The sequence below is a fragment of the Luteibacter anthropi genome (assembly GCF_011759365.1).
GTDB classification, from domain to species: Bacteria; Pseudomonadota; Gammaproteobacteria; order Xanthomonadales; family Rhodanobacteraceae; genus Luteibacter; species Luteibacter anthropi.
The window spans coordinates 174,700-197,317 of sequence record NZ_JAARLZ010000002.1 but is presented as its reverse complement, the minus strand read 5'-3'; the positions used below and the strand labels follow the sequence as shown (position 1 = coordinate 197,317).

At 61.3% G+C, this 22,618-nt stretch carries 17 protein-coding genes and 1 pseudogene; 7 read left to right on the top strand and 11 right to left on the bottom strand.

All coding sequences use genetic code 11. The annotated features are described in order from the left end of the window. Positions 1–33: 33 nt before the first annotated feature. On the bottom strand, positions 34–1,824 hold the full coding sequence (locus tag HBF25_RS03570) for a peptide-N4-asparagine amidase (RefSeq protein ID WP_166946575.1): 1,791 nt from the start codon (positions 1,822–1,824) through the stop codon (positions 34–36). A gap of 440 nt (positions 1,825–2,264) precedes the next feature. Between HBF25_RS03570 and HBF25_RS03565 the strand changes: the two genes are divergently transcribed. Next, positions 2,265–4,178, top strand: coding sequence for a glycoside hydrolase family 76 protein (locus tag HBF25_RS03565; protein ID WP_243853018.1), 1,914 nt, complete (start codon positions 2,265–2,267; stop codon positions 4,176–4,178). A 111-nt stretch (positions 4,179–4,289) separates the two neighbouring features. On the opposite strand, the gene HBF25_RS03560 is transcribed toward HBF25_RS03565, so the two are convergent. Continuing rightward, positions 4,290–5,129, bottom strand: a complete 840-nt coding sequence (locus HBF25_RS03560) for an oxidoreductase (protein ID WP_166946574.1) — start codon at positions 5,127–5,129, stop codon at positions 4,290–4,292. 167 nt (positions 5,130–5,296) lie between these two features. Between HBF25_RS03560 and HBF25_RS03555 the strand changes: the two genes are divergently transcribed. Beyond that, positions 5,297–6,184 (top strand): AraC family transcriptional regulator, encoded by an 888-nt coding sequence (locus tag HBF25_RS03555; RefSeq protein ID WP_166946573.1) that lies wholly within the window; start codon positions 5,297–5,299, stop codon positions 6,182–6,184. A gap of 137 nt (positions 6,185–6,321) precedes the next feature. After that, entirely contained in the window at positions 6,322–6,978 is a 657-nt protein-coding gene (locus HBF25_RS03550; protein WP_166946572.1) for a hypothetical protein, read from the top strand. Positions 6,979–7,121: 143 nt separating this feature from the next. On the opposite strand, the gene HBF25_RS03545 is transcribed toward HBF25_RS03550, so the two are convergent. After that, entirely contained in the window at positions 7,122–8,840 is a 1,719-nt protein-coding gene (locus HBF25_RS03545) for a beta-1,3-glucanase family protein (protein ID WP_166946571.1), read from the bottom strand. Between the two features lie 508 nt (positions 8,841–9,348). Between HBF25_RS03545 and HBF25_RS03540 the strand changes: the two genes are divergently transcribed. Continuing rightward, on the top strand, positions 9,349–11,739 hold the full coding sequence (locus HBF25_RS03540; protein ID WP_166946570.1) for a glycosyl hydrolase family 95 catalytic domain-containing protein: 2,391 nt from the start codon (positions 9,349–9,351) through the stop codon (positions 11,737–11,739). Position 11,740: 1 nt separating this feature from the next. Then, on the top strand, positions 11,741–12,955 hold the full coding sequence (locus HBF25_RS03535; protein ID WP_166946569.1) for an SGNH/GDSL hydrolase family protein: 1,215 nt from the start codon (positions 11,741–11,743) through the stop codon (positions 12,953–12,955). A 41-nt stretch (positions 12,956–12,996) separates the two neighbouring features. On the opposite strand, the gene HBF25_RS03530 is transcribed toward HBF25_RS03535, so the two are convergent. From HBF25_RS03530 to HBF25_RS03510, 5 genes and pseudogenes are all read right to left on the bottom strand, one after another. Beyond that, a complete protein-coding gene (locus HBF25_RS03530) occupies positions 12,997–14,022 on the bottom strand; it encodes an acyltransferase (RefSeq protein ID WP_166946568.1) in 1,026 nt (341 codons plus the stop codon). Positions 14,023–14,058: 36 nt separating this feature from the next. Then, positions 14,059–15,636 carry a macrolactam cyclase family protein gene (locus HBF25_RS03525; protein ID WP_208392396.1) on the bottom strand — a complete coding sequence of 526 codons (1,578 nt, stop codon included), beginning with the start codon at positions 15,634–15,636 and terminating at the stop codon, positions 14,059–14,061. Between the two features lie 87 nt (positions 15,637–15,723). Further along, positions 15,724–15,894 carry a hypothetical protein gene (locus HBF25_RS03520; RefSeq protein ID WP_166946567.1) on the bottom strand — a complete coding sequence of 57 codons (171 nt, stop codon included), beginning with the start codon at positions 15,892–15,894 and terminating at the stop codon, positions 15,724–15,726. A 378-nt stretch (positions 15,895–16,272) separates the two neighbouring features. Further along, positions 16,273–16,563: pseudogene (locus HBF25_RS22620) on the bottom strand (RebB family R body protein); the annotation flags it as partial. Positions 16,564–16,713: 150 nt separating this feature from the next. After that, positions 16,714–17,163 carry a MarR family winged helix-turn-helix transcriptional regulator gene (locus HBF25_RS03510; protein ID WP_166946565.1) on the bottom strand — a complete coding sequence of 150 codons (450 nt, stop codon included), beginning with the start codon at positions 17,161–17,163 and terminating at the stop codon, positions 16,714–16,716. Positions 17,164–17,328: 165 nt separating this feature from the next. On the opposite strand from HBF25_RS03510, the gene aceE reads away from it, so the two are divergent. Together aceE and HBF25_RS03500 are read left to right on the top strand one after the other, a co-directional pair. Then, positions 17,329–20,001, top strand: a complete 2,673-nt coding sequence (aceE, locus tag HBF25_RS03505) for a pyruvate dehydrogenase (acetyl-transferring), homodimeric type (protein ID WP_166946564.1) — start codon at positions 17,329–17,331, stop codon at positions 19,999–20,001. Between the two features lie 15 nt (positions 20,002–20,016). Then, entirely contained in the window at positions 20,017–21,282 is a 1,266-nt protein-coding gene (locus HBF25_RS03500; RefSeq protein ID WP_166946563.1) for a 2-oxo acid dehydrogenase subunit E2, read from the top strand. Between the two features lie 7 nt (positions 21,283–21,289). On the opposite strand, the gene HBF25_RS03495 is transcribed toward HBF25_RS03500, so the two are convergent. The 3 genes from HBF25_RS03495 to HBF25_RS03485 all read right to left on the bottom strand — a co-directional run bounded on the left by HBF25_RS03495 (position 21,290) and on the right by HBF25_RS03485 (position 22,526). Continuing rightward, positions 21,290–21,697 carry a hypothetical protein gene (locus tag HBF25_RS03495; RefSeq protein ID WP_166946562.1) on the bottom strand — a complete coding sequence of 136 codons (408 nt, stop codon included), beginning with the start codon at positions 21,695–21,697 and terminating at the stop codon, positions 21,290–21,292. A gap of 71 nt (positions 21,698–21,768) precedes the next feature. Then, positions 21,769–22,170 carry a hypothetical protein gene (locus HBF25_RS03490; RefSeq protein ID WP_166946561.1) on the bottom strand — a complete coding sequence of 134 codons (402 nt, stop codon included), beginning with the start codon at positions 22,168–22,170 and terminating at the stop codon, positions 21,769–21,771. Between the two features lie 8 nt (positions 22,171–22,178). Further along, positions 22,179–22,526, bottom strand: coding sequence for a hypothetical protein (locus HBF25_RS03485; protein WP_166946560.1), 348 nt, complete (start codon positions 22,524–22,526; stop codon positions 22,179–22,181). Between the last annotated feature and the right edge of the window lie 92 nt (positions 22,527–22,618).

The window sequence follows — 22,618 nt, the reverse complement described above, 5'->3', positions numbered from 1 at the left end:
ATGCCCCCCGGTCATCAGGCCGGGGGGCATTGCTTAGAAGATCCCCGGATTCTCCGTTCTGGAGGTATCGGGCGAGCCATCCGGATGGGTGAACCACGACAGTCGGTTCCAGGCAAGCGGGCAATCGCCACCATCCGTTGCGGCGGTCAGCAGGCCGGCCGCCGTGCTGACGTCGCGGCCATAGCAGCTGCCGAGGTTGTCCCTGGAGCGGAACTGCTGCGCGCTGCGCTGCCCCGTATGACCGCTGACGGCGCCGTTGGCGTAGGTGAGCGTATCGGCCGTATCGATGCTGTTATCCACATCGCTGCGGTAGATCAGCAGGTTGCCCAGCCGCTTGCTGAACTGGCGCGAGAATCCCTGGGTTACCGAACTGGGCGCACTGAGCGTATTGCCCGCCGCATCGAAGGTGTTGCCAAAGCTGGCGACCAGTGGATAGTCGACGTGCGTCTCGGTGGTCACCGCGATGCCGAGCAAGCCTTGTCGGGTCCTTGTCGTGCTGTCGACGGTCGTCAGCTGGTCGATGCCCTGCTGGTAGTGGGCCGGATCGATGGCGAAGGTCTGTGTGTTGCGAAAGCTCACGGTCTGGTTCACGTCGGTGACGATGCGCCCGTGCGACGTATCGACATAGCCTGCCACGCGAAAACGGCGCGATGCATGCGTGGCGATGGAGCCTCCGATGACACCCCCGGTATCGGTGACCTGGTTGTCCACGGTGGCGGCTGCCGGCTGTCCCTGCAAGGTGTTGGTGGTCACTGCGCCGCTGACCACCTTGCGACCGTGGTCGAGATGCACGAACAGGTTGCCCGTGACGGCGAAGTTGCCGTTGGCCCCGGTCACGCCGATGGCCAGCGCATGCGGTTTGCCGTCGTTGAGCAGGGAGGCAAACGGTGTGAGATCGACACGATATGGCAGGAAGTTGAGCGTCTGCACGCCAGGCGTGGGTCGCCACATGTAGGGATCGATGCCGCCGGTGAATATCCATGGATACACGGGTGCTACGCCAGCCGGCTGTCCGTCGATCGATACCTGCACCTCGCGGTATGCACCGCCACCGCAGCTTTGCACCTGGTTGGCCTGCGCATCCGGCACACAGGTGTACCAGAACTCGTCACCGCCCTGCCCTTGGGCGAACACATCCAGATAAGCGCGCTCCACGTTCGTAGGCAGCGTGAGCGTACGCGACAGAACATCGCTACCGGTGTTGAGGGCAACGGTACCGCCCGCCGTACCGTCCGACAGCGGGAAGACCGCATCGGGGGCGTCCGGTTTCGGTGCAAGGATATTGGCCGGATAGAAGACCAGGCGGGCCGAGCCGCTGATGATGCCGGTATAGGTGTTGTCGACGATGTTGCCAAGGATCGCCTGGCCTGTCTGAGGCTGGCTCAGAAGGCTCGCGAAGTCGCTGACATCGCGCTCGACATGCCAGCTGGGAGATACGGCGGCCGAAGGTTCTTGCGTCGTGCCGAAGTAGATATTGGCGCCGCCCAGCCAAAGCGATGCGGTGCGGTCGAACTGGCGCCCCGCCGTTACCGCGAAGTCGGCCTCGAGTACCACCTTCGACCATGACGTCCCGCAGCCGGTCGGGGGTGCATAGGTATAGGGATGGTTGGAGAAATCACGGAACGTGAAACCGTTGAACAGCTCAACCGTGCAAGCCTTGCCCGGCGGCCGTGGCACGGACGGGTCGGCAATGGCGACATTCGCCGATCCCACGTTGAATCCGGGCGATGTCGCTGCCAGCCCGACGGGTGCCGAGCACATCGCGATACTACCGAACAAACCTGCCCACAGGCCTTTGCGGCCCGAGACGTTGATAAACGCCATTGCCCGTTCTCCCCACGTGATGCCCCCTGTCGGCAAAACGTAGCATAGGGAATCGCCGACAGGGAGCTGTCCGCATCACACCTTGGTACCTCGAACCGTGTCATACCAATCGGCTTTATTGCGCCGCAGCGAGCGTCGCACCGGATCGCCGGGTTAGAGTCGCCCCTGGCATCGATCAACAAGCATCCGGATCACGGATCCACGCGTCGGCGCCTTTTTTTGAATCTCGAATTTAGATCGATTTAGATACGGTTGTAAACAGCGATCTAAGACGTAATTCGTTGCGCTTTCGCATCGGTGGGTCATCAGGGGATCAAAGGCATGACGCATGACTGGGGCCGTCCAGACGGCCAGGCGTGCGCGCTTCTCCATCGGACGAACGCCCACGGTCCGACCCGGGAGAGATGGACCGTGGGTATCCGGAAGGAGTGTTTGCGATCATGAGCCTCCAAGCAATGCGCGTGCGATCAAAGGTATTTCTGGCAGTAGCCGGCCTGACGGGGCTGTCCGCGGCCCTGCCTTCTCTTGCAGCAGAGCAGTCTTACGCCCATCCCTCATACATTGACGGGCCGACATCCATGGCCCGGGCGCGTGTGGCAGCGGATGTGCTGATGGATTCCTATGATCCGGACAAGGCGTGGTTTCCATCGAGCTGGTGGAACTCCGCGGTGGCCTTGCAGACCATTGGCGACTACATGCAACGTACCGGCGACCGCCGGTATCTGGTGCAACTGGACAACACCTTCGAGAAGGACAAGGGCGTATTCCCCGCCGGCGTATTGTCCGGGGATCCGTTGCTCGGCAACTTCACCAGCCGCGCCATCGATGATTCCGAATGGTGGGGCCTGACCTGGTTGCAGGCCTACGACCTGACCCGCAATCCCAAGTACCTGGACATGGCGGTGACCATCGCCAATTACGTGAACGGCTACTGGGATACCGGCAGCTGCGGCGGTGGCGTGTGGTGGGATGCGGAGCGCACGTACAAAAACGCCATCACCAATGGCCTGTGGATACGTCTCACCGCGGCCCTGCACAACAGGATTCCGGGAGACAGCATGTGGCTGGCGCGGTCACGTACGGCGTGGGCATGGTTCCAGGGCAGCGGCATGATCAACGCCAATGGCCTGGTCAATGACGGCCTGACCAATGCATGCACGAATAACGGCCAGAACGTGTGGACCTACAACCAGGGACTGGCGATCGGCGGTGGCCTGGAACTGTGGCGTGCCACCCGGGATCCGCATGTGCTGGCAGATGTACGCAGGCTGGCCGACGCAGCCATCGGGCCGAATGCCCTGGTCACCAACGGTGTGCTCACCGAAAGCTGCGATGCCAGCGACCAGACCTGTGACGATAATGCCAAGCAGTTCAAGGGCATCTTCATGCGCTACTGGACCGACCTGGTAGACACCACCCATGACCGTCGTTATGCGGCCTTCCTTGAGCAGCAGGCCGATGGTCTGTGGAAGAAGGATCGCGATGCGGCCGGTCGCCTGGGCACCCGCTGGGCGGGAGCCACGAGTGATGATCATCCCAACGTCTTCGACTGGCGCACCCAGGCCAGTGCGCTCAGTGCGTTGATCGGCGATATCCCGGTATTCACGCCGCTGGAATCGCTGGCTGCCACGATGTCTCCGGCCCAGCCCGTGATCATGCCGTCTGCGTCTGGCACTACATCGATTGCCATCGATCTCGGTGCATCGGCGACCGGCTATTTTCCATTGCAGGCGCTGGCTTCCGTCGACGCGCCGTCTGGCTGGAGTGTTTCGCCACGGGTCTCCCTGATGCGGTTGCAACCCAGGGGCAATGCCGTTCCCGCCAGGGCCACGCTTCCATTGACGGTCAGCGTGCCGGGCACGGCGGCGGATGGCCACCACACCCTTACCGCGAATATGTTTGCCGCCGGCCTGCGTTTCACTGCGCAGGCGGATGTGCTGGTGGCACACAAGATCGATTTCGACACGGGAACCGTAGCGGAGACGCCGTGGCTGTTCGACGCGGATCATTCGCAGAGCAACGGTGTGCAGAATCGCTTCGCCGATGGCAATGCCCACTTTACCTATCGATTCCCCTTCCCCGCCGATACCACCGCGGCGCATGTCACGCTGACTATCGACAATGAATTCCTGGTACAGGTCAGCACCGACAACACGCACTGGACGACGGTGGCCCAGGAAACGCGACCGGTCACGGATGGATCCAACAAAGGCGATATCGTGATCGACCTCACGCCCTATATCGGTGCCGTTGCCAATGGCGCACGCCCGGTCTACCTGAAAGTCTCGGATGCTTTCCCCAATGACGGTTGGGGCGGGCGCGTGTATCACCTGTCCGCGACGATTGCCGAGTGAAGACGGCTGAGGGTGTATTCCTTCCGACGTGATGACCTTCGCATGGCATCGCAACCGCAGGCTTCATCGAAGCCTGCGGTTGCGGGCGTCATCAACGTGCCGCGGCTGTTTTCAGTCCGTGAAATCGGTGCTGATCGACAGGGCCTTCACCGCTTCGAAACTCGCACGCAGCTCGTCTGCCCGGGCAGTAAGCAGCCTGTGTGCATCCGATCCCAGAGGCAGGCGGAGCGGCGGCTGTTCCATGGCCACCGCCTTGATGATGGCGGCGGCCCCGAGGGCCGGATTACCAGGCTGCTTGCCCGAGTTGGTCCTGGCCTGTCGACGGCGCAGGCCTGCCGTCGCATCGTAGTCGTCGATGAGCGTCTTCGATTCGATCACCGAGCGGCCGGACCAGTCGGTGCGGAAGGCACCGGGCTCGACGATGGTGACCTTGATGCCCAGTGGCGCGACCTCCCTGGACAGCGACTCCGAGAAACCTTCCACGGCCCACTTCGTGGCGTGGTAGTAACCGGTGGCCGGAAACGCCAGCAGGCCGCCAATGGATGAAATGTTGATGATGTGGCCGCTTCGACGCGAGCGCATCCCAGGAAGCACGTGGCGGGTCAGCGACATGAGCCCGAATACATTGGTTTCGAACTGACGACGGATTTCGGCGTCTTCGCCCTCTTCGATGGCAGAGAAGTAACCATAGCCGGCATTGTTCACCAACACGTCGATACGACCGAAATGTGCCTCGGCGTCGGCTACCGCCTTGCGGATGGCCTCTTCGTTCGTCACATCGAGGCTCAGTACGTGGGCCGATCCGGGATAGCGGGCTGCGATGTCCTGCACCTGTTCGGGCTTGCGGGCGGTCAGCACCACGCGATCTCCCTGTGCGAGGACCTGCCCGGCAAGTTCGCGGCCGAAGCCGGTGGAACAGCCGGTAATGAGCCAGACGGTCGGATGAGTCATCGGGATTTCCTCTTCAAGGGTGGGCCAGCCGTGGGGGCTGGTACCTGTAAAGAATGGCCCCGGAAGGTCCCGGCCACTATCGGGATGCTGCCAGTGTTTTGCACGATCCTGCCAGACAGGTCGTCACCCTGTTCATCTTTCCCGCCGGGAAGGTCCATACTCAGCCCATGGACATCCTGCTTGAATCCATGTGCGAGACTGTGGAGCGCCACGCGGCCCACCCCCGGGAAGTAACGGCGGTGCCCGGTCTCAGCCTCTATCGCATCGCCCAGTCGGTCCATCCCCTGCATGTCTTCTACCGTCCGCGCATGGTAGTCATTCTTAGGGGGAGCAAAACGGTGGCAGCCGGCGATGCGCCGTTCCGGGCCGATACCTCGACCTTCCTGCTGGTGACGGTGGAGCTTCCCGTGTGCACGCAGGTATTTCTCGATGCCGAAGGTCGCTCTCATCTGGCATTGACGCTGGACATAGACAGAGCCGTGCTCGCCGAAGCCATGGCGCGGCTGCCCATGAAACATGGCCCGGCGCCGACATCATCGGCCGGCGTAGCAACCGCCCGGATGACGCCGGATCTGCTGGAGCCCTTCGCCCGCCTGCTGGGTCTGCTGGATCGCCCGGACGATATCCCGTTTGTATCGCCCCTGGTCGTCCAGGAAATCTATTACCGGGTGTTTTGTGGTCCGCTGGGTGGCGTATTGCGGCAACTGGCCCAGAATGGGTCGCATGTGGCGCAGGTAGGCCGCGCGGTGCAATGGATCCAGTCCCATTACGCGGATGCGATGTCCATCGATACACTGGCCGACATGGCCAGCATGAGCGTCACGTCGTTCCATCGTCACTTCAAGGCGGTAACGCTGATGACACCCGTGCAATACCGCACGCGGCTTCGCCTTCAGGAGGCGCGCAAACTGCTGCTGGCCGAGCCTCGTTCGGCAGGTGCCGTCGCCGCCACCGTGGGATACGACAGCCAGTCCCAGTTCACCAGGGACTACAAGCGGATGTTCGGCGCGCCGCCTGCGGCGGATGTCGCCAGGGCCGTTGGTGCGTTGGGCTAGAACGAAGCATTGGGGGCGCGAACATCGGCAACAGGGCTTCCGGACCAGGCCGTGACCTATGGCCCGCGCACCGGCTCGGCCGTAGGGATAGTTTTTCCCGTGGCACGGGGGAGCCGTGCATGCCATGGGGAGAGATCATGCGCTACCGCCTGTTTGTCGTGTTGCTTCTGGCGTGCCCTTCGGCGCAGCTTCTGGCCAATGATGCGCTGTTGGACCAGGCCCTCGCCCGGCAGGCCCAGCCCCGGAGTGCAGCTAACGGGATCGTCATCACCACCCATACGATGACCGGAGGCGATGAGCCTGAGATCGAGCACGAGACAGTCGATCTGAAGAAGAAGCCTGATGAGGTGCTGGCTTCGTATGGCACGCTCAAGGATGTGATCGGGACGAAGGCGAAACTTATTTCATCCGAGGGTGGTCGGTCGATCTATCGTTTTCGTACGCACCGCGTGCCTGACGACACCGCCACGCCGAAGGGCGTGAAGATTGGCGACAAGGAAGATATGGAATTTGAAGGGACGGCCGAAGTCATTCGCGATGCGCAGGACGCTCCGTACATCAGCCATCTGCAGCTGCATATGCGGCACGCGGCGGGTCCGTTGATCGGCCGGGTCAAGACGATGGATATCGCTTATGGATTTGCGCCTGCGGTGGATGGGACGGGAATGGTGGCTACCGATGTGTCGGTAGACGTGAATGTGCGGGCGTTGTTTTTTATTTTCAGGCATTTTTCATTGGCGTCGCGGCTGGTGGTGGCGGGGTCGGCCAATTTGAGTGCGGTTGACGCTGAGTAGTGGTGTTCCTGCATGTGGTGGTCGCGCGCAAGGCGCGCTCCTACAAGCCTCTGTAGGAGCGCGCCTTGCGCGCGACCACCACATCGTTGGCCCACACCCCTCCGGTAGCGGCATCACTACCATCGGGGTGGGAGCCCTGGTGTTTACCAGCCGATGCCCAGCTCAAGATGCTCCGGCTGGCTCTCGATCAGCGTCGAGCTCTGGTCGGACACATCGTCGTAAGCAAAGCCATAGGCCTTCCCATTCACGCCGTGGACATGCCAGAAGCGGGAGTAATAGTTGGCCGGAGCCTGCTGGTAAAACGCCGAGGCGTTTTTCCACAACGTGGTGTCTTCCATGACGTGACGGTTGAACGCCGCGCAGATCTGCGCTTCCAGCTGCGGCGTGACACCCCACACATCGCCATCGCTGGCTCGGGCCAGGTTGCCCTTGCCTTCCAGGACGTCCTGAGTGGTCGGTTTGAATACCTGGAACTGGAAGCCCTCGGGTTCACCGGCGTTCGGGGTCTGGGCCCAGTTGACGTGCTGGAATACCAGGACATTGTTGACCACCGTACCCACATACTGCTCGGCACCGCGATTGATGGTCAGCGTGTGGGTCTGGTAATAGGTCCAGGCCTCGTCGATGTATGCGTCGAAGTAATGCTCCTGCGGCTTGCCGGTGTCGAAGGCGTCCTTGCCCGGAGCGAGGATGCGCACGGGGTTCGTGTCGGCGAGCTGGAATTCCACCGGTACCTCCGTGTTGTACTCCTGCAATACCTGTGCGCGTGTCTGGGTGATGCCCGAGTTCAGGTGGCGCGTCTTGTTGCCACCGTAGACATCGAGCGCGAGCGGAATCGAGAACTGGTCGACCTGTGTCGTGTTGATGAACAGGGCGTTGTCGTTCCAGGTGTATTCGTACCAGTCGTAGTAAAGGCCCACGTTCGGGTCGGTGCCGTTGAGCGGATTGGGCCCGGCAAAGCCGATGCTGCCATCCGCACCCTTGACCACGCTCATGTACATCGGTTCGCCGAAGGACACGAAGATGCGGCCCGATTCCGACTCGGGAAGCTTCAGCAGCTTGGCCTGGGCCAGCGTGAAGGCATAGTTCGGATAGTTCTGGCCGTTCTTGGTCAGGTGGCCCGGGCCGTTGTTGTCTTCTTCCTTGAGCGCGACCAGCGTGCCATCGGGTGTGATGTACGACATCGCATCCTGATTGGCCGCGTCCTTCTTGTTCGGATCGCGGGCGAGGATTTCGACATAGATCTGGTCGTCGCGCCACTGCCCATTGGTGACGTTACGCAGCTGCGTACCGATGAAGCCAGAGTATACCTGGTAGTTGAAGCCTTCGGACGGGTCGTTGCTGCCTGAGCCCGGAGGCGCGGTGCCCGTGGCATCCGGTGCATAGACGCCCATTTCCCACAGGGAATAGCCGTAGCCTGTCGCGCGCTTCACGCCATGCATGCGCACATAGCGGGCCGACACGGCTGGAAAGACGCGGGTTTCGATACCGCCCGCACCAGCCGGGTTTTCATCGGCTGTCTGCCATGTCTGGCCATCGATCGATACTTCGATCAGGTAGTCGGTGGCATAGGCGTTTTCCCAGTTGAGTACCACCTTGCCCACCGACTGCACCGAGCCCAGATCGACAGCGATCCACTGGTCATCCGTGAACCCCGACGACCAGCGGGTGGTGGTGTCGCCGTCGTTGACGTTGTTAGCCTTGAAAGCGATCGGATTTTCGACATCCGAAGCCGTAACAGACTGGTTGAGTGCCAGGTTGGTGCCAGCAGCCGGCTGCTGCGCGCTGTCCGAGGCCGAAATGCCCGAGGTGGTACTTGAAGGCGCAAACGTGGCGGCGTATGCCGTTGCGGTCATGGTCATCAGGGCCATGGTGACGGCAGATGCGACTGCCCGTCGCCCGATCCTGTTTGCAGTAACTGCGGAATAAAGCTTCATTCGGATAGACTCCCAGGTTGATGTCGCTGTCAGGAAGCGTTTTCCACGCACACGAATCCCCTGCCAGCAATGTAGTCGCCAGCTATGTGCTTCGATTCGTTTACGTGGGTGGATCGTCCAATCCGGACAGGTCGACGCTAGCCCCTGTGCGATGTCGATTGGACGTCCATACGCTGTCCACGGAACGGATCATCCATACCTGAACGGATGATCACAATCGTCAATCGGATAAAACGTCGAGATATGTTTGTTGCGATGCCGCATTTGTGACGCGATCACGTATTCCATGCCGTGCGATAGCTTGATGCAAGACGTTCCCTTGACATGACCGGGGTCGCCGCTTAGCTTGCTATTTGTAGTACAAATGATGGACTGGGTCTGGAGTGAGTCCGTCCGCGGCGGGAATCGGAGTTGATCAATCAGGGGAGCGCCCATGGGGCATGAGGACGATTCAACGTCGGCGGCACGCCGTCGTTTTCTGAAGATGGGCGGCATGATGGGGCTGCTGCCTCTGGTAGGGATGCCGGCCTTCAATGCCTGCGCTGCCGTCGAACGATCCAGTGCCCTGCCCGCCTCTCCCGCAGGCCCACGCAGGCTCACGCTCTGGTATCCGTCACCGGCCGGCGAAGCGAATGTTCTTCGCGAGGGTCTTCCCATCGGCAACGGCCGCATCGGTGCTCTTGTAGGTGGTGATCCCATGCGGGATTTTCTCTACATCACCGATGGATCGATGTGGCTGGGCGGTCGTAATGCGTCGCTGGGCAACGACGGCCAGTTCGGTTACGAGACCAGCGACTTCGGCAGCCTGGTCATGATGGCAAAGCTTTACCTGCACATCGCCGGACATGATATGGCAGCGCTGCAGGATTTTCGCCGCGAACTGGACATGGCGCAGGGCGTGGTCAGGATGTCCTATCGCAAAGACGGTGTGACGTACCGGCGGGAGGTATATGCCAGCCATCCCGACGACGTCATCGTCATGCACCTGACCCAGTCAGGTGGCGGTAGTTATAACGGGGTACTGGACCTGCAAGGGGCCCATGGTGAAACGCCACGCGCGGACGGCGAGGCTCGCGTACTCCAGGGCCACTTCGACAACGGATTGCGCTATGGCGCCGCCGTGCGTGTTTCCGCGTCGGGCGGCCGGATACGCAGTGAAGCTGATGGTATCCATTTCGATGGTTGCGACTCCGTCACCGTCGTCTTCTGCGGAGGCACGAGTTACGTGCCCGATCTCAAGCGCAACTATCTGGATGCCACCCTTGATCCACTGGTTCGGGCGCAGGAGAAAATCGCCGCTGCGCTTGGCGTATCGGCAGACACCTTGCGACACACGCATGTGGCCGACCACGGACGTTTGTTCGGCACGATGGATATCGACCTGGGTGCGTCATCCGTGACGCAGCGCTCACTAGACACCTGGACCCGTCTTCAGCTGCGGGCAAAAGAAAACTCCCTGCCCGACCCGGAACTGGAGGCCAGCTACCTCCAGTTCGGTCGCTACCTGACGATTGCCGGTTCGCGCGACAATCTGCCCACGGGCTTGCAGGGACTCTGGATGGCGGACAACTCGCCGCCCTGGATGGGCGATTACCACACCGACATCAACATCCAGATGAACTACTGGCTGCCGGACCGCGCCGGGTTGTCCTCGTGCTTTGACGCCCTGACCGACTATTGCCTTGCTCAGGTCGAGTCCTGGACGGCGATCACCCGCGACCTGTTCAACGATCCGCGCAACCATTTCCGCAACAGCTCGGGCAAGGTCGCCGGATGGACGGTGGCCTTTTCCACGAACATCTACGGCGGCAACGGCTGGTGGTGGCATCCGGCGTCCAACGCCTGGCTGTGCAATAGCCTGTGGCAGCACTATGAGTACACGCAGGATCGGCAGCATCTTGCACGTATCCACCCGCTGCTCAAGGGCGCCTGCGAGTTCTGGGAGGCACGACTGGTAAGTACCACCGTGACAGACCCGGCTACCGGTCAATCCAGGGAAGTGCTTGTCGACGACGCAGACTGGTCACCTGAGCAAGGGCCTCAGGATAGGCGGGGCATCACCTATGCGCAGGAGCTTGCGTGGGACCTGTTCGGCCATTTCCAGCAATCGAGCGAATTGCTGCAGCTCGACAAGGAGGCGGCAGCCCGTTTCATGGCCTTGCGCGACAGGCTGTACCTGCCGCGCGTGAGTGAAACGACGGGCTGGCTGGAAGAGTGGATGTCGCCGGAAAACCTGGGTGAAGTCACTCATCGGCACCTGTCGCCATTGATCGGCTTCTTCCCGGGTGACCGGATCCGCCTGGAAGACAGCCCCGCCGAGCTGATCGAAGGCGTGAAGCAACTGCTGACGGCCCGCGGCATGACCGGATATGGCTGGGGTTGCGCATGGCGCGCCATCTGCTGGGCGCGGCTGAAGCACGCGGACAATGCCTATCAGCTGCTGTTGACCAACCTGCTGCCGGCGATGAATCACAGCAACGGTACGACGGCGAACTTCTTTGACTTCTACCAGTTGGACGCCAGTTCGGATGCCTTCCAGATCGATGCCAATTTCGGTACGCCTGTCGCCATCCTCGAAATGCTGCTCTACTCGCGACCGGGGCACATCGAACTGCTGCCTGCCCTGCCCTCGGCCTGGCGCACGGGCAGCATCCGGGGCCTGGGGGCACGGGGTGGCTTTCAGGTCGACATGAACTGGCGTGATGGCAAGGTCACCGCTTTGAGCCTGTACAGCAAGGCCGGAGGCAAGACCGTGGTTGTATCGAATGGCCGATCCTTTTCCGTGGCATTGAACCCCGGCGAACGCCGGACACTGGTGAACTGAGATGGCAAAGCGTGCGTTCGTGGTGACCTTCCTTGCGATGAGCTGGCTCGCGTTGGCTGCCGCGGCCGTAAGCGCGGCAGACGACAAAAACACGCGCGTGGCGACCTGGGCGATCGGTGCCGCCGCCGGTGGTCGTTCGTTCCAGGCTCAGACGGTGCGCATGGTGGTGCACCCATCCGCAAGTGGCAGGGCGCCCCGGCTGAGGTTGTCCAACCTGTATTCCACGGGGCCGCTCAACATCGCGCACGCCACGCTGTCCGTTCAGTCCAAGGCGGCGACCCTACAGCCCGGGAGCCTGCATGCCCTCACGGTGGGCGGTAAGACCAGCTTCACCATTCCTGCCGGGAGCGAGATATGGACCGATCCGGTCCCGATGCGGGTGGCCGCCGGACAGAATCTGGCGGTCAGCCTTTATCTGCCTGAAACGACCGCTGCTTCCACCTGGCACCAGGACGCATTCGAGACCACCTATGCCACGATGCCTGGTGCAGGCGATCATGCCACCGACATCAACGATGACGCATTCAAGCCAATTGGCACGTCGTGGTACTACGTATCCGCGATGACCGTGGAGGCCACCGGCAGCAGAACGGTGGTGGCATTCGGCGATTCGATCACCGACGGCTACAAGACACCGGTGAGCGCCAACGCACGCTGGCCCGATGTCCTGTCGCGTCGTCTTGTCGCCGCCGGCAAGCCTGTCGCGGTCGCCAATGTCGGTATCGGGGGAAACCGCCTGCTCACCGATGGGCCCGATCCGGCGCGAGGCATCAGCGCCCTGCATCGTTTCGATCATGACGTGCTGTCGTTGCCCAACGTGCGCACCGTGATCCTGCTGGAAGGCATCAACGATATCGGCGCCGATGCGGGACCCGATGGACGCGTGCTCACCGCCGCCGACCTTATCGATGGATACAGGCAGCTGATCCGGCAGGCCCGCCGGGCGGGCGTCCGGATCATCGGCGCTACGATCCTGCCCAGCGAAGGCAGCGGGTACTTCAGCGAGACCCGCGAGGCCACCCGCCAGGCGGCGAATACCTGGATACGCACTTCAGGGGCATTTGACGGCGTGGTGGATTTCGACAAGGCAGTGCGTGATCCGCAGCATCCCCGGCGATTGCTCCCACTTTACGATGCGGGAGACCATCTTCACCCCAATGCCGCCGGCATGCAGGCCATGGGCGAATCCATCGACCTGCACCTTCCGGGGCTCTGAGGACGACCACCTGTTCGTCGGATGTGGCTCATGAGATTCCTTTATGTAATTCGCCTGAGGGGCGGAAGCTTCCTTGCCAGATAGACCAAAGCGGCCGTGGAGACAAAGATCGCACTCCATATGACGGGAATGCGAAGCCATATCAGGCCCAGTCCGTCATCAAGGTGCCAGTGTTTCACATACAGCCAGATGAGCATCGGATGCAGGCAATAGATGCCAAGGGAACTGTCAGATATCAACCTGACAAGCGTGATGCTGCGTGCAGGCAAGCTCGTGATGCTGGTCAGGAACATATAAGCCGCCACGGACGATATCGCGACCAGGGGCGTCAGATAAGAGAAGAAGAATTCGTTCGGCTCACTGATATGGGTCGAGTACAGACAGGTGCCCAGCACGATGACGGACGATGACGCCAGGAAGACGAGTGCGCATGTCCAGCGACCGATACCCGACGTGGCGGGCCTGCAGCGTTCCAGGTAGGCGCCCAGGACGAAATAGCCCATGAATCCTGAAAAGAATTGTGCGCCCCAAAGGTCAGGTGGGTTCCAGGATTCAGCGAAGAAGAGGCTTATCTGGTTCAAAACGCAGGCGACTAAAAGCCACAGGGCAATGAATATCCTGATTTCGGCATCCGTAGAGGCGCGAAACATCCGGCCGATATAAGGCGCCGCCAGGTAAAGCCCTAATGCGGTATACAGATACCACAGGTGTTCGAAGGGCAGCATCAGGTAATGCGCCAGCTGCTGCATTGGCGGTATCGACCTGTCGCCAAACAGGTAGACATACACGATGGTCCAGAACACCAGCGGCATCAGTAGCCGGGGAATACGCTTGCGATAGAACGGCAGGACGGGTTCGTCCTTGCGCAGGATCAATGCCCCCGAAAGCATGAAGAACAGCGGCACGGCAACGCGGCACATCGCGTCATATACGACCGACGGTGCCCATAACGGACCGAACGCATAGAAATCGATGGCACACACATGCACCATCACTACCATGGCGCATGCCACCGACCGTGTGACATCCCATGCCAGGGAACGGTCGTTCTTGCGGGCATCCTGCATGGCTTTCTCCCTGGCTGTGCCCTGCGGTCGATGCGATCAGGACGAGGCCTGCCGGGCGCAGCGTTCCAGAGAGAGGAACGAGGTAAATGCCGACGTGGCCGCATGCGTTCGCGTTTCGACGATCGTCGTCAATAATGCAAGCACGGCATGGTGGTCGACAAGCCCCAGGTCTGCCAGGGCGCATTCCTTCAGCTGCGAGGCGAGTGTTTTTTCGTGCTGCGAGATCAGGGGTGGCAATACCCCGGCGAAGGTTTCCTTGACGTAGCCACGTGGAAAGACGTCATCGCCGAGATGGGCCTGAAGATATTGTCGGATGGTCTCGCGTCCACGGCGGTTTTCCGCGGGAAGGCGATGGCAGAACAAGACCAGGTAAGGATCACTCAGCGGATTCACCGGCCACTGGCCGCGCCGCAGCAGGTCGGGTGCACGGCAGGCCTGGGCCATCAGTGACGTGGCGGGTACGGGGCTGGCCGGGGCGTCGAAGGTTCGCAGACTGCGTGCGGCACTCATGGCCGATGGCGTGAGCAGTCCTTCGGCATAACGACGGGCCTCGGATGCCCAGGGGGCTTCGCTCTTCCGGCCCTGTGCGATTTCGTTGGCATAGGTGGGAAACAGTTCATCACCACCTATGCCGGTGAAGAGCACATCGCGTCCCTGTTGCCGCGCAGATTCCCACAGGGCGGCACAGGCTTCGAGGTAGAAATCGCGATAGAAACCGTACGCCCCTGGCCGGGACGGCGACAAGCCCAGGTCGGGCGGCCAGGCGTCAATGTCCACCGTATCGTCGAGCAGGCCCAGTCGTTCCACAATAATGGCCCGACGCTGCACCTGGGGAACGCGGACGTCACCGCCCAGGAGAATGCCCTTGCTGGCGATGCCTCGTACCTGCGCTGCGAGGGCCGTGGCGACACTCGCGGAATCCATGCCGCCACTGAGTTCGATCGATGTGGATGCAGCCTCGAGCGGGCGCAGGGAAATAGCCCGCTGCAGCGCGTCGCCAAAGGCAGCGATGACGTCCTGCCCCGGCACGCCTTCCGATGGAATGGTCGGCGCCATGGGGTCGGGATAGCGATAAGACGCCCTGCCCGGCTCTACATGCAGCGATGCGCGCTCGGTGAGCAGGCTGACGCCGATATATAGCTGTCGGGCCGAATACATCGTATGCATGGCCAGCCAATGGCTGGCGACCTCGGCGTCGATCGCCATGGGTCCGGTGCCGAAATCGGCGGAGTTCCAGGAGATGACCACCCGATCGTCCGCCACCCGGCAATACACGGGGACTGAGCCGAGGACGCCGGCACGCACGCGCAGGCGATGACCGGCACGCGCCACCTCGATCACCAGGTAGTCGAGCGGCCAGAGCATGCACTCTTCGTACAGCCGGGCATATGAGGCGTCGTCGGCCTCATGCCGGATGAAGGCGGCCGATGAAGGGCGCGATGCCAGTCGCTCCCTGACGGTGATGAACCATCGGTCCGTGGCGTGGACCAGTACGGTTTCCAGCATGCGATGCGCATAGGGGGTGATGCGGCTGTCCCCGATAGCGAGCGTCCCCTCCTGCCATACCGGCTCCAGCGAAAGGTCAGCCAGCGCGACATCTGCCTTGATCACCATCGATCTCCCTAAAAAGAAAGCCGCCTCCTTGAGGAGGCGGCCCCGAAACATTCGTCACTGGTTATCAGGACGGATGGTCAAGCGAAATCAACCCCAGTCGCCACCGCCAAGCGAACCAAAGCGGCCGATGTCGCCGCTGTCCGCAATCTTGGGCTCATGCTTCATCGCTGCGGTCGTGCGCTGCAGCGGTCCTTCCATCTGGATACCGAACGGATTGGCCATGCTTTCGTCATGCTTAGCCAGGTCTAGCTTGTCCATGAGAACGCTCCACTGGGTGATAGGCCGCGACATAGCGGCTTTCGGAACCTAGCATGGCTTTCCGGACAAAACCACAACGTTGAAGAGAGGTATGGTTCAGAGCTCTTCGATCAATTTCAGCACACCCCTGAAGGACTCCAGCTGATCGGGTGCGGCAACCAGCCTGGCGAGGATCGCCCCAATGGCCGCCTGCTTCAGCAGGGTGAGACTTGTGTCATTGGCCACGGCCTGGAGATGCCGTAGGGAATCCGCGACGGCGTGCATCGCACTGCGTATTTCCTTTGCCCAGGCACTGTCGCCATCCGTCTCGGCACGCCGCAGTGCATCGATGGCCGACGACGTGGCGCTATCGGTTGCGAGCCTGCTGCCCTGCACCTTCAGCGAATCGGCGATGTCTTCGCCAGCCTCCGTTTGTGCCGCACCAAGTGCGGTATCCATGGAGTAGATCTGCATGATGCCCTGGTTGGTCGCCGCCTGCTGCAGGATGTCCTGCTGCTGTTGCAGGTTGACCGCGTTCTGCGAAAGCGTGGCCATCGCGTGTGCGGTTTCCTGATAGAACGTGGCCAATGCATCGACGCTGCTGGCTTGTACTTGACCGTCGAGCACACGCACATTGGTCTGTGTGACGGCATCCGTGATCTGGCCGTTCACTGATTCCGGGTATGCCATAACCATTCTCTCTCGATGGGGCACAGTGCGTGCACTCTATCGGATTCTCATCAGCGCAACGGACGGCCGCTATGCCAAACCGGCAGGGTCGTATCGCAAGTAATGTCGATCGTTAAATGCCGTATTTGCGCATCCCCGCCTTGAGCGGACTTACGTCGCCCCGCCTTCATTGGCCGCCAGGGCGGCCTGGTCCAGGGCAGCCGCCATGCCTGCGTGATCCATATCGGTGAACTGGGCCAGGAACAGCTCGTCGATGGCCGTCTTGTAGATCCGCCACATGCGCTTGCGCAGGTCGCGGCCTTGCGGGGTAATCGCGACAAAGGCCGCACGGCCGTCAGTTGCCGAGCGTGAGCGGATCACCAGCCCATCCCGCTCCATGCGGTCAACGATACGCGTGAGGTTGTAGCGCTCGATCACTAGTGCATCGGCCAGCTCGTGCATGCGTCGGCTACCGCCTTCCCCGCTCTCCACGCCCCACAGGATGTCGTACCAGGCGTAGGTGGGCAGGTCAGCCTCGGCGAGCCTGCGCTCGATCTCGCGGATCAGCGCCCGGTGGGAACGTACATAGGAAAACCACAGGTCAGGCTCTTTCTGGGCCACGCTTTCTGTTCCGCTGAATGGTGAGTTGCAATCGCAATTCTATCGCGGCATGATGCCTCTCATGACGATTGCAACTGCAATCGTTAGGGCCGTGCCCTATTCCCTACTCTGCATGCCGTCGCAAACCCCTGCGAGCGGCCGATGCCTTTCGCCTGGAGATTTTCCATGACTCATCTCGATGCGCAGCCCGACCTCGATCCCGAAGAAACCCGGGAGTGGCTGGAAGCGCTGGAAGCGGTGACGGCCGCCGATGGCCGTCCACGTGCCCACTACCTCATGGACAGGCTGGGCACGGCCGATGCCCAGCGCTTCGGTGACATGCATGGCCGCGTGACCACCGACTACGTCAACACGATCCGCCCCGAGCGGCAGCCGGCCTACCCCGGCGACCTCGCCATCGAGCGGCGACTGAACGGCTTCGTCCGCTGGAATGCGATGGTGATGGTGTTGCGTGCAGGCAGGCACTCCAACGTGGGCGGACATATCGCGACCTATCAGTCGGCGGCCGTGTTGTATGACGTGGGCTTCGAACATTTCTTCCGTGGTCGTACGGATAGCTTCGATGGCGACATGGTGTTCATCCAGGGCCATTCGGCCCCGGGCATCTATGGACGGGCTTATGTCGAGGGGCGGATCGAAGAGCCCGTAATGGAGAACTTCCGTCGCGAGACGGATCGCGATGGCCTGTCGTCGTATCCGCATCCGCGCCTGATGCCGGGCTTCTGGCAGTTCCCCACCGTATCCATGGGTCTCGGTCCCCTGATGGCAGCCTACCAGGCGCGCTTCATGCGCTACCTCGAATATCGCGGGCTGAAGCAGCACCAGGGGCGCAAGGTGTGGGCCTTCCTCGGTGACGGAGAGATGGACCAGCCCGAATCGCTGGCGGCCATTGCCGTCGGTGGCCGGGAGCGGCTGGACAACCTGATCTTCGTCGTTAACTGCAATCTCCAGCGGCTCGACGGCCCGGTCCGCGGCAACAGCAAGGTAATCCAGGAACTGGAAGGCACCTTCCGTGCGGCGGGATGGCATGTGATCAAGGTGATCTGGGGGCGCGGCTGGGACGATCTTCTGGCCCGCGACACGTCCGGCCTGCTGATGCAGCGGATGATGGAATGCGTGGACGGCGACTACCAGACGTTCAAGTCGCAGAACGGCGCCTACGTACGCGAGCATTTCTTCGGTAAGTACTCGGAGCTGCTCGAACTGGTGGCAGGCATGTCCGACGAGGACATCTGGAACCTCAGCCGTGGCGGTCACGACCCGGAGAAGGTGTATGCCGCCTATGCGGAAGCCGTGAAGGAAACCGGCCGGCCCACGGTGATCCTGGCCAAGACAGTGAAGGGCTTCGGCATGGGAGAAGCCGGCGAAGGCCAGAACATAAACCACCAGCTGAAGAAGATGAGCGCGGATGCCGTGCGGGCCTTCCGCGACCGCTTCCATCTGCCCGTGCGCGACGACGAGCTGGACGACATGCCCTACCTGCGCCCGGAGCCTGGCAGCGCCGAAGCCACCTATCTCGCGGCACGCCGGCAGGCGCTGGGTGGCTACATCCCGTACCGGTTGCAGAAGGCGGATGCGCTGCCCGCCCCGCCGATGACGGCGTTCAGTGCCCTGCTGGAAGGCAGCGGCGAGCGCCCGCAGTCCACGACGATGGCCTTCGTGCGCATCCTCTCCACCCTGCTCAAGGACAAGGAACTGGGCAAGCGCGTGGTGCCCATCGTGCCGGACGAGTCGCGTACCTTCGGCATGGAAGGCCTGTTCCGCCAGATCGGCATCCATTCCTATCTCGGCCAGCTGTATACGCCGCAGGACGCCGGCCAGCTGAGTTACTACAAAGAAGCCACGGACGGTCAGATCCTGCAGGAGGGCATCAACGAATCGGGCGCCATTTCGTCCTGGATCGCCGCCGGCACGTCGTACAGCAATCATGCGCTGTCCATGGTGCCGTTCTACATCTTCTACTCCATGTTCGGCCTGCAACGCGTAGGCGACCTGGCCTGGGCTGCCGCAGATGCGCGCACACGCGGCTTCCTGCTGGGCGCAACGTCAGGGCGGACCACGCTCATGGGTGAAGGGCTTCAGCACGATGACGGACACAGCCATGTACTGGCCTCGGTCATTCCCAGCTGCGTGTCGTACGACCCCACCTTCGGTTACGAGCTGGCCACCATCGTGCAGGATGGCATGCGCCGGATGTTCGCCGAGCAGGAAGACGTTTACTACTACATCACGCTGCTCAACGAGAATTATCCGCAGCCGCCGATGCCGGAGGGCTCGGCCGAGGGTATCGTGCGCGGGCTTTATCTGCTGCGCGAAAGCGCCATGGCCGTAAAAGACGCATCGCGCGTGCAGCTTATGGGTAGCGGCGCCATCCTCAACGAGGTGATTGCGGCGGCGACACTGCTCGAAGAGCAATTCGGCGTAGCGGCCGATGTATGGAGCGCCACCAGTCTTACCGAGCTGCGGCGTGAAGGCATGGCCGTCGAGCGCTGGAATCTGCTTCATCCCGAGGCCGATCCACGGACACCGTATGTCCAGGCCTGCCTCTCGGAGCGTATCGGCCCGGTCGTGGTGGCTACCGATTACATGAAGATCGTCGCCGACCAGATCCGCCCCTATGTGCACGACCGTCGTTTCGTCGCCCTGGGCACGGATGGGTTCGGGCGCTCGGATACGCGTGCATCGCTCAGGACCTTCTTCGAGGTCGATCGCCATTTCGTGGTCGTGGCCGCATTGAAGGCGCTGGCCGACGAAGGCGTGCTTGCGCGTTCCATGGTGACCGATGCCATGACGCGATTCGGCATCCATTCGGACAAGCCGGACCCGGCAGGCATCTGAGGCGATACGACCACTATGGAAACCCTGGTAGAACTGCGTATTCCCGATCTGGGCGGCGCAAAGAACGTTCCCCTGATCGAGTGGCTGGTGGCGGTGGGCGACAGCATTGTGAGCGAACAGGAAATCGCCACCCTGGAGTCGGACAAGGCCACGATGGAAGTGCCCTCGCCCGCCGCAGGCATCGTGCGCGAACTGAGAGCATCCATTGGCGATGTTGTTTCCGAAGGTGACGTGATCGCCCTGCTCGGCGTCATCTCGGAGAAGCCGGTGCAAGACAATCCACCGGCCGCCGTGCAACCGATGCCCGAACACGTGCCTGAATCCCCGTTACCGATGCCGGTTGTCTCTGCCGCGGTGACGATTCCATCAAACGGCCGCGTGCCTTATGCCAGTCCTCATGTGCGCAGGATGGCACGATCACTTGGCCTGGATATTCATCGTGTCTCGGGATCGGGACGTGGTGGTCGTATTCGTCCCCAAGATCTGGACGCAGAGCGCGATACGGATGTTGCCGTGTCGCAGATGGGCACCGGTAGCTCGGCGCCCGCTCCGGGATTACTCCCATGGCCCCAGGTGGACCACGCACGCTTTGGTGATGCCGAAGAAGAAGCCTTCAGCCGCATACGCAAGATGTCCGCGGCAAACCTCGCCCGCAACTGGGCGCTGATACCTCATGTCACCCATCACGACGAGGCCGATATCACCGAACTGGAACGCTTCCGCAAGTTGACATCCCAGGAAAGCGGAGACATCAAGGTGACCTTGCTCGCCTTCCTCGTGAAAGCCGTCGGCGTACTTCTGGCGAAGTTTCCGGTCTTCAACGCCTCGCTGGATGCACGTGGTGATGTGCTCATCCTGAAGAAATACGTCAACATCGGTTTCGCGGCGGATACCCCCGAGGGCCTGGTCGTGCCGGTGATCCGGCAGGTCGACGGCAAGGGTATCGTGCAGATCGCCGGGGAAGCCGCCCACCTCGCCGCGAAAGCCCGGGAGGGACGCCTGGGCCCTGCCGACATGCAGGGCGGCTGCTTCTCGATCAGCTCACTGGGCGGCATCGGTGGCTCGGCATTCACCCCTATCGTGAATGCTCCGGAAGTTGCCATCCTCGGGGTGTCGCGCGCAGCCATGAAGCCGGTATGGGATGGCGAAGCCTTCCGGCCCCGGCTGGTGCTTCCGCTATCACTCTCGTACGATCACCGCGTCATCGATGGAGCCGCCGCCGCACGCTTCGTGGCCGCACTGGTGCGGATGCTTGAGGACTTCAGGCGGGCGTTGCTGTGAAACATCATTACCGCGGATCCCGCGACGCTTCTTTCGCGCCACTTGCTTTGGCACCGAATGCCCAAAAGACGACGACAAAAAGTAGAAACGCTACCGTAAATAGGATCGCGTTAGCGCCAAGGTTGAGATTTCGCAGTGACTCGCCCCTCCAGAAGAACCAGCCATCATGACTGCTCCAATACACCCAGTTTGGATAAGGCGGGAGGGCAACGAGGGCGGCCGTTATCACAGCAAAAAACCACTTTGCTTTTGGCAGAACATACGCCACAGCGATAGTCGATGCAGTAAAAAAGACGGTGATATAAAAATTGATCGTGGTCCACACGATCGCCGTCACTATAGAGGGAAGGATCAACAGCACCACTGCCAGTCCTCCAGCCGGGACTCTGACCCAGGTTCTCTTATGTGACGTCATCAATGCATCTTCCATAACTGTGCGGCTTATGACAAAAGAAGCAAATCCGACATGCGCCCCTCTTCACTGGGTCATGAGTCTGACTGCTGAGGGGAATCCCTGCAAGCTCCCAGCCGGATCACCGTTCCGTTGTTGGAAGCGTCATTAATTACAGTGCCCGTTACCTCTACGAAATGCCCATCCAGATCAGGCTCAAGGTTAGCCAGCGCGTCGTAATTGACCAGAGATAAACAGCGCACTGGTTTCCAGGACTCATGATCTTTCATTGTCGCCCAGAGATTCCTGTCTTCATGGCGAAGGGTGATCCACGCCCTGAGAGTCACTTCATGTCCTTCAAATTTTTTCGGATTCTCTGCCACATCAAGGAACCGTTGATCAGCAGGAAAGTCATTTTTAACCAGTCCTGATGAAGAGCAGGCGACAAGCATAAATAGGCAGGTCAAGGTTATTAATATTCTCGACATACTATTCATTGACTAAATCATCTGGCAAGTCGCGCCGTCACCATCTCCCTCCTGCCCAACAAGAAGGCGAACGTCGACAGGAAATGGATCATCGGAAACAGGGTTATGTAGATATCGAACTCTGGACCAAGGCGCAGGCGATGGGGAACGAACCCCAGGCCGAGCGCGGCCAGACCCGAAAGAATAAAGATGCCCGTGTTTTTGGTCCTGACGTGGGCACTGAATGCATTGAGGTACATGGCAAGGAACCATAAGCTGCCGAACGCGCTATAAATGAGGGCTTCCTGATCCGTCGTGTAGACGATAACCTGGACCAGGTAGAGCGCCAGAGATATCAGCAATGAAATGGCAACTAATGCTCTCACGACGGCTTAGCTCTCCGGCTGATCTCGTCTGCGAACTGCGACAACGCTTCCCCTGCGCCCTACGTTTGATACCATGCGCATCGTAAGATGCT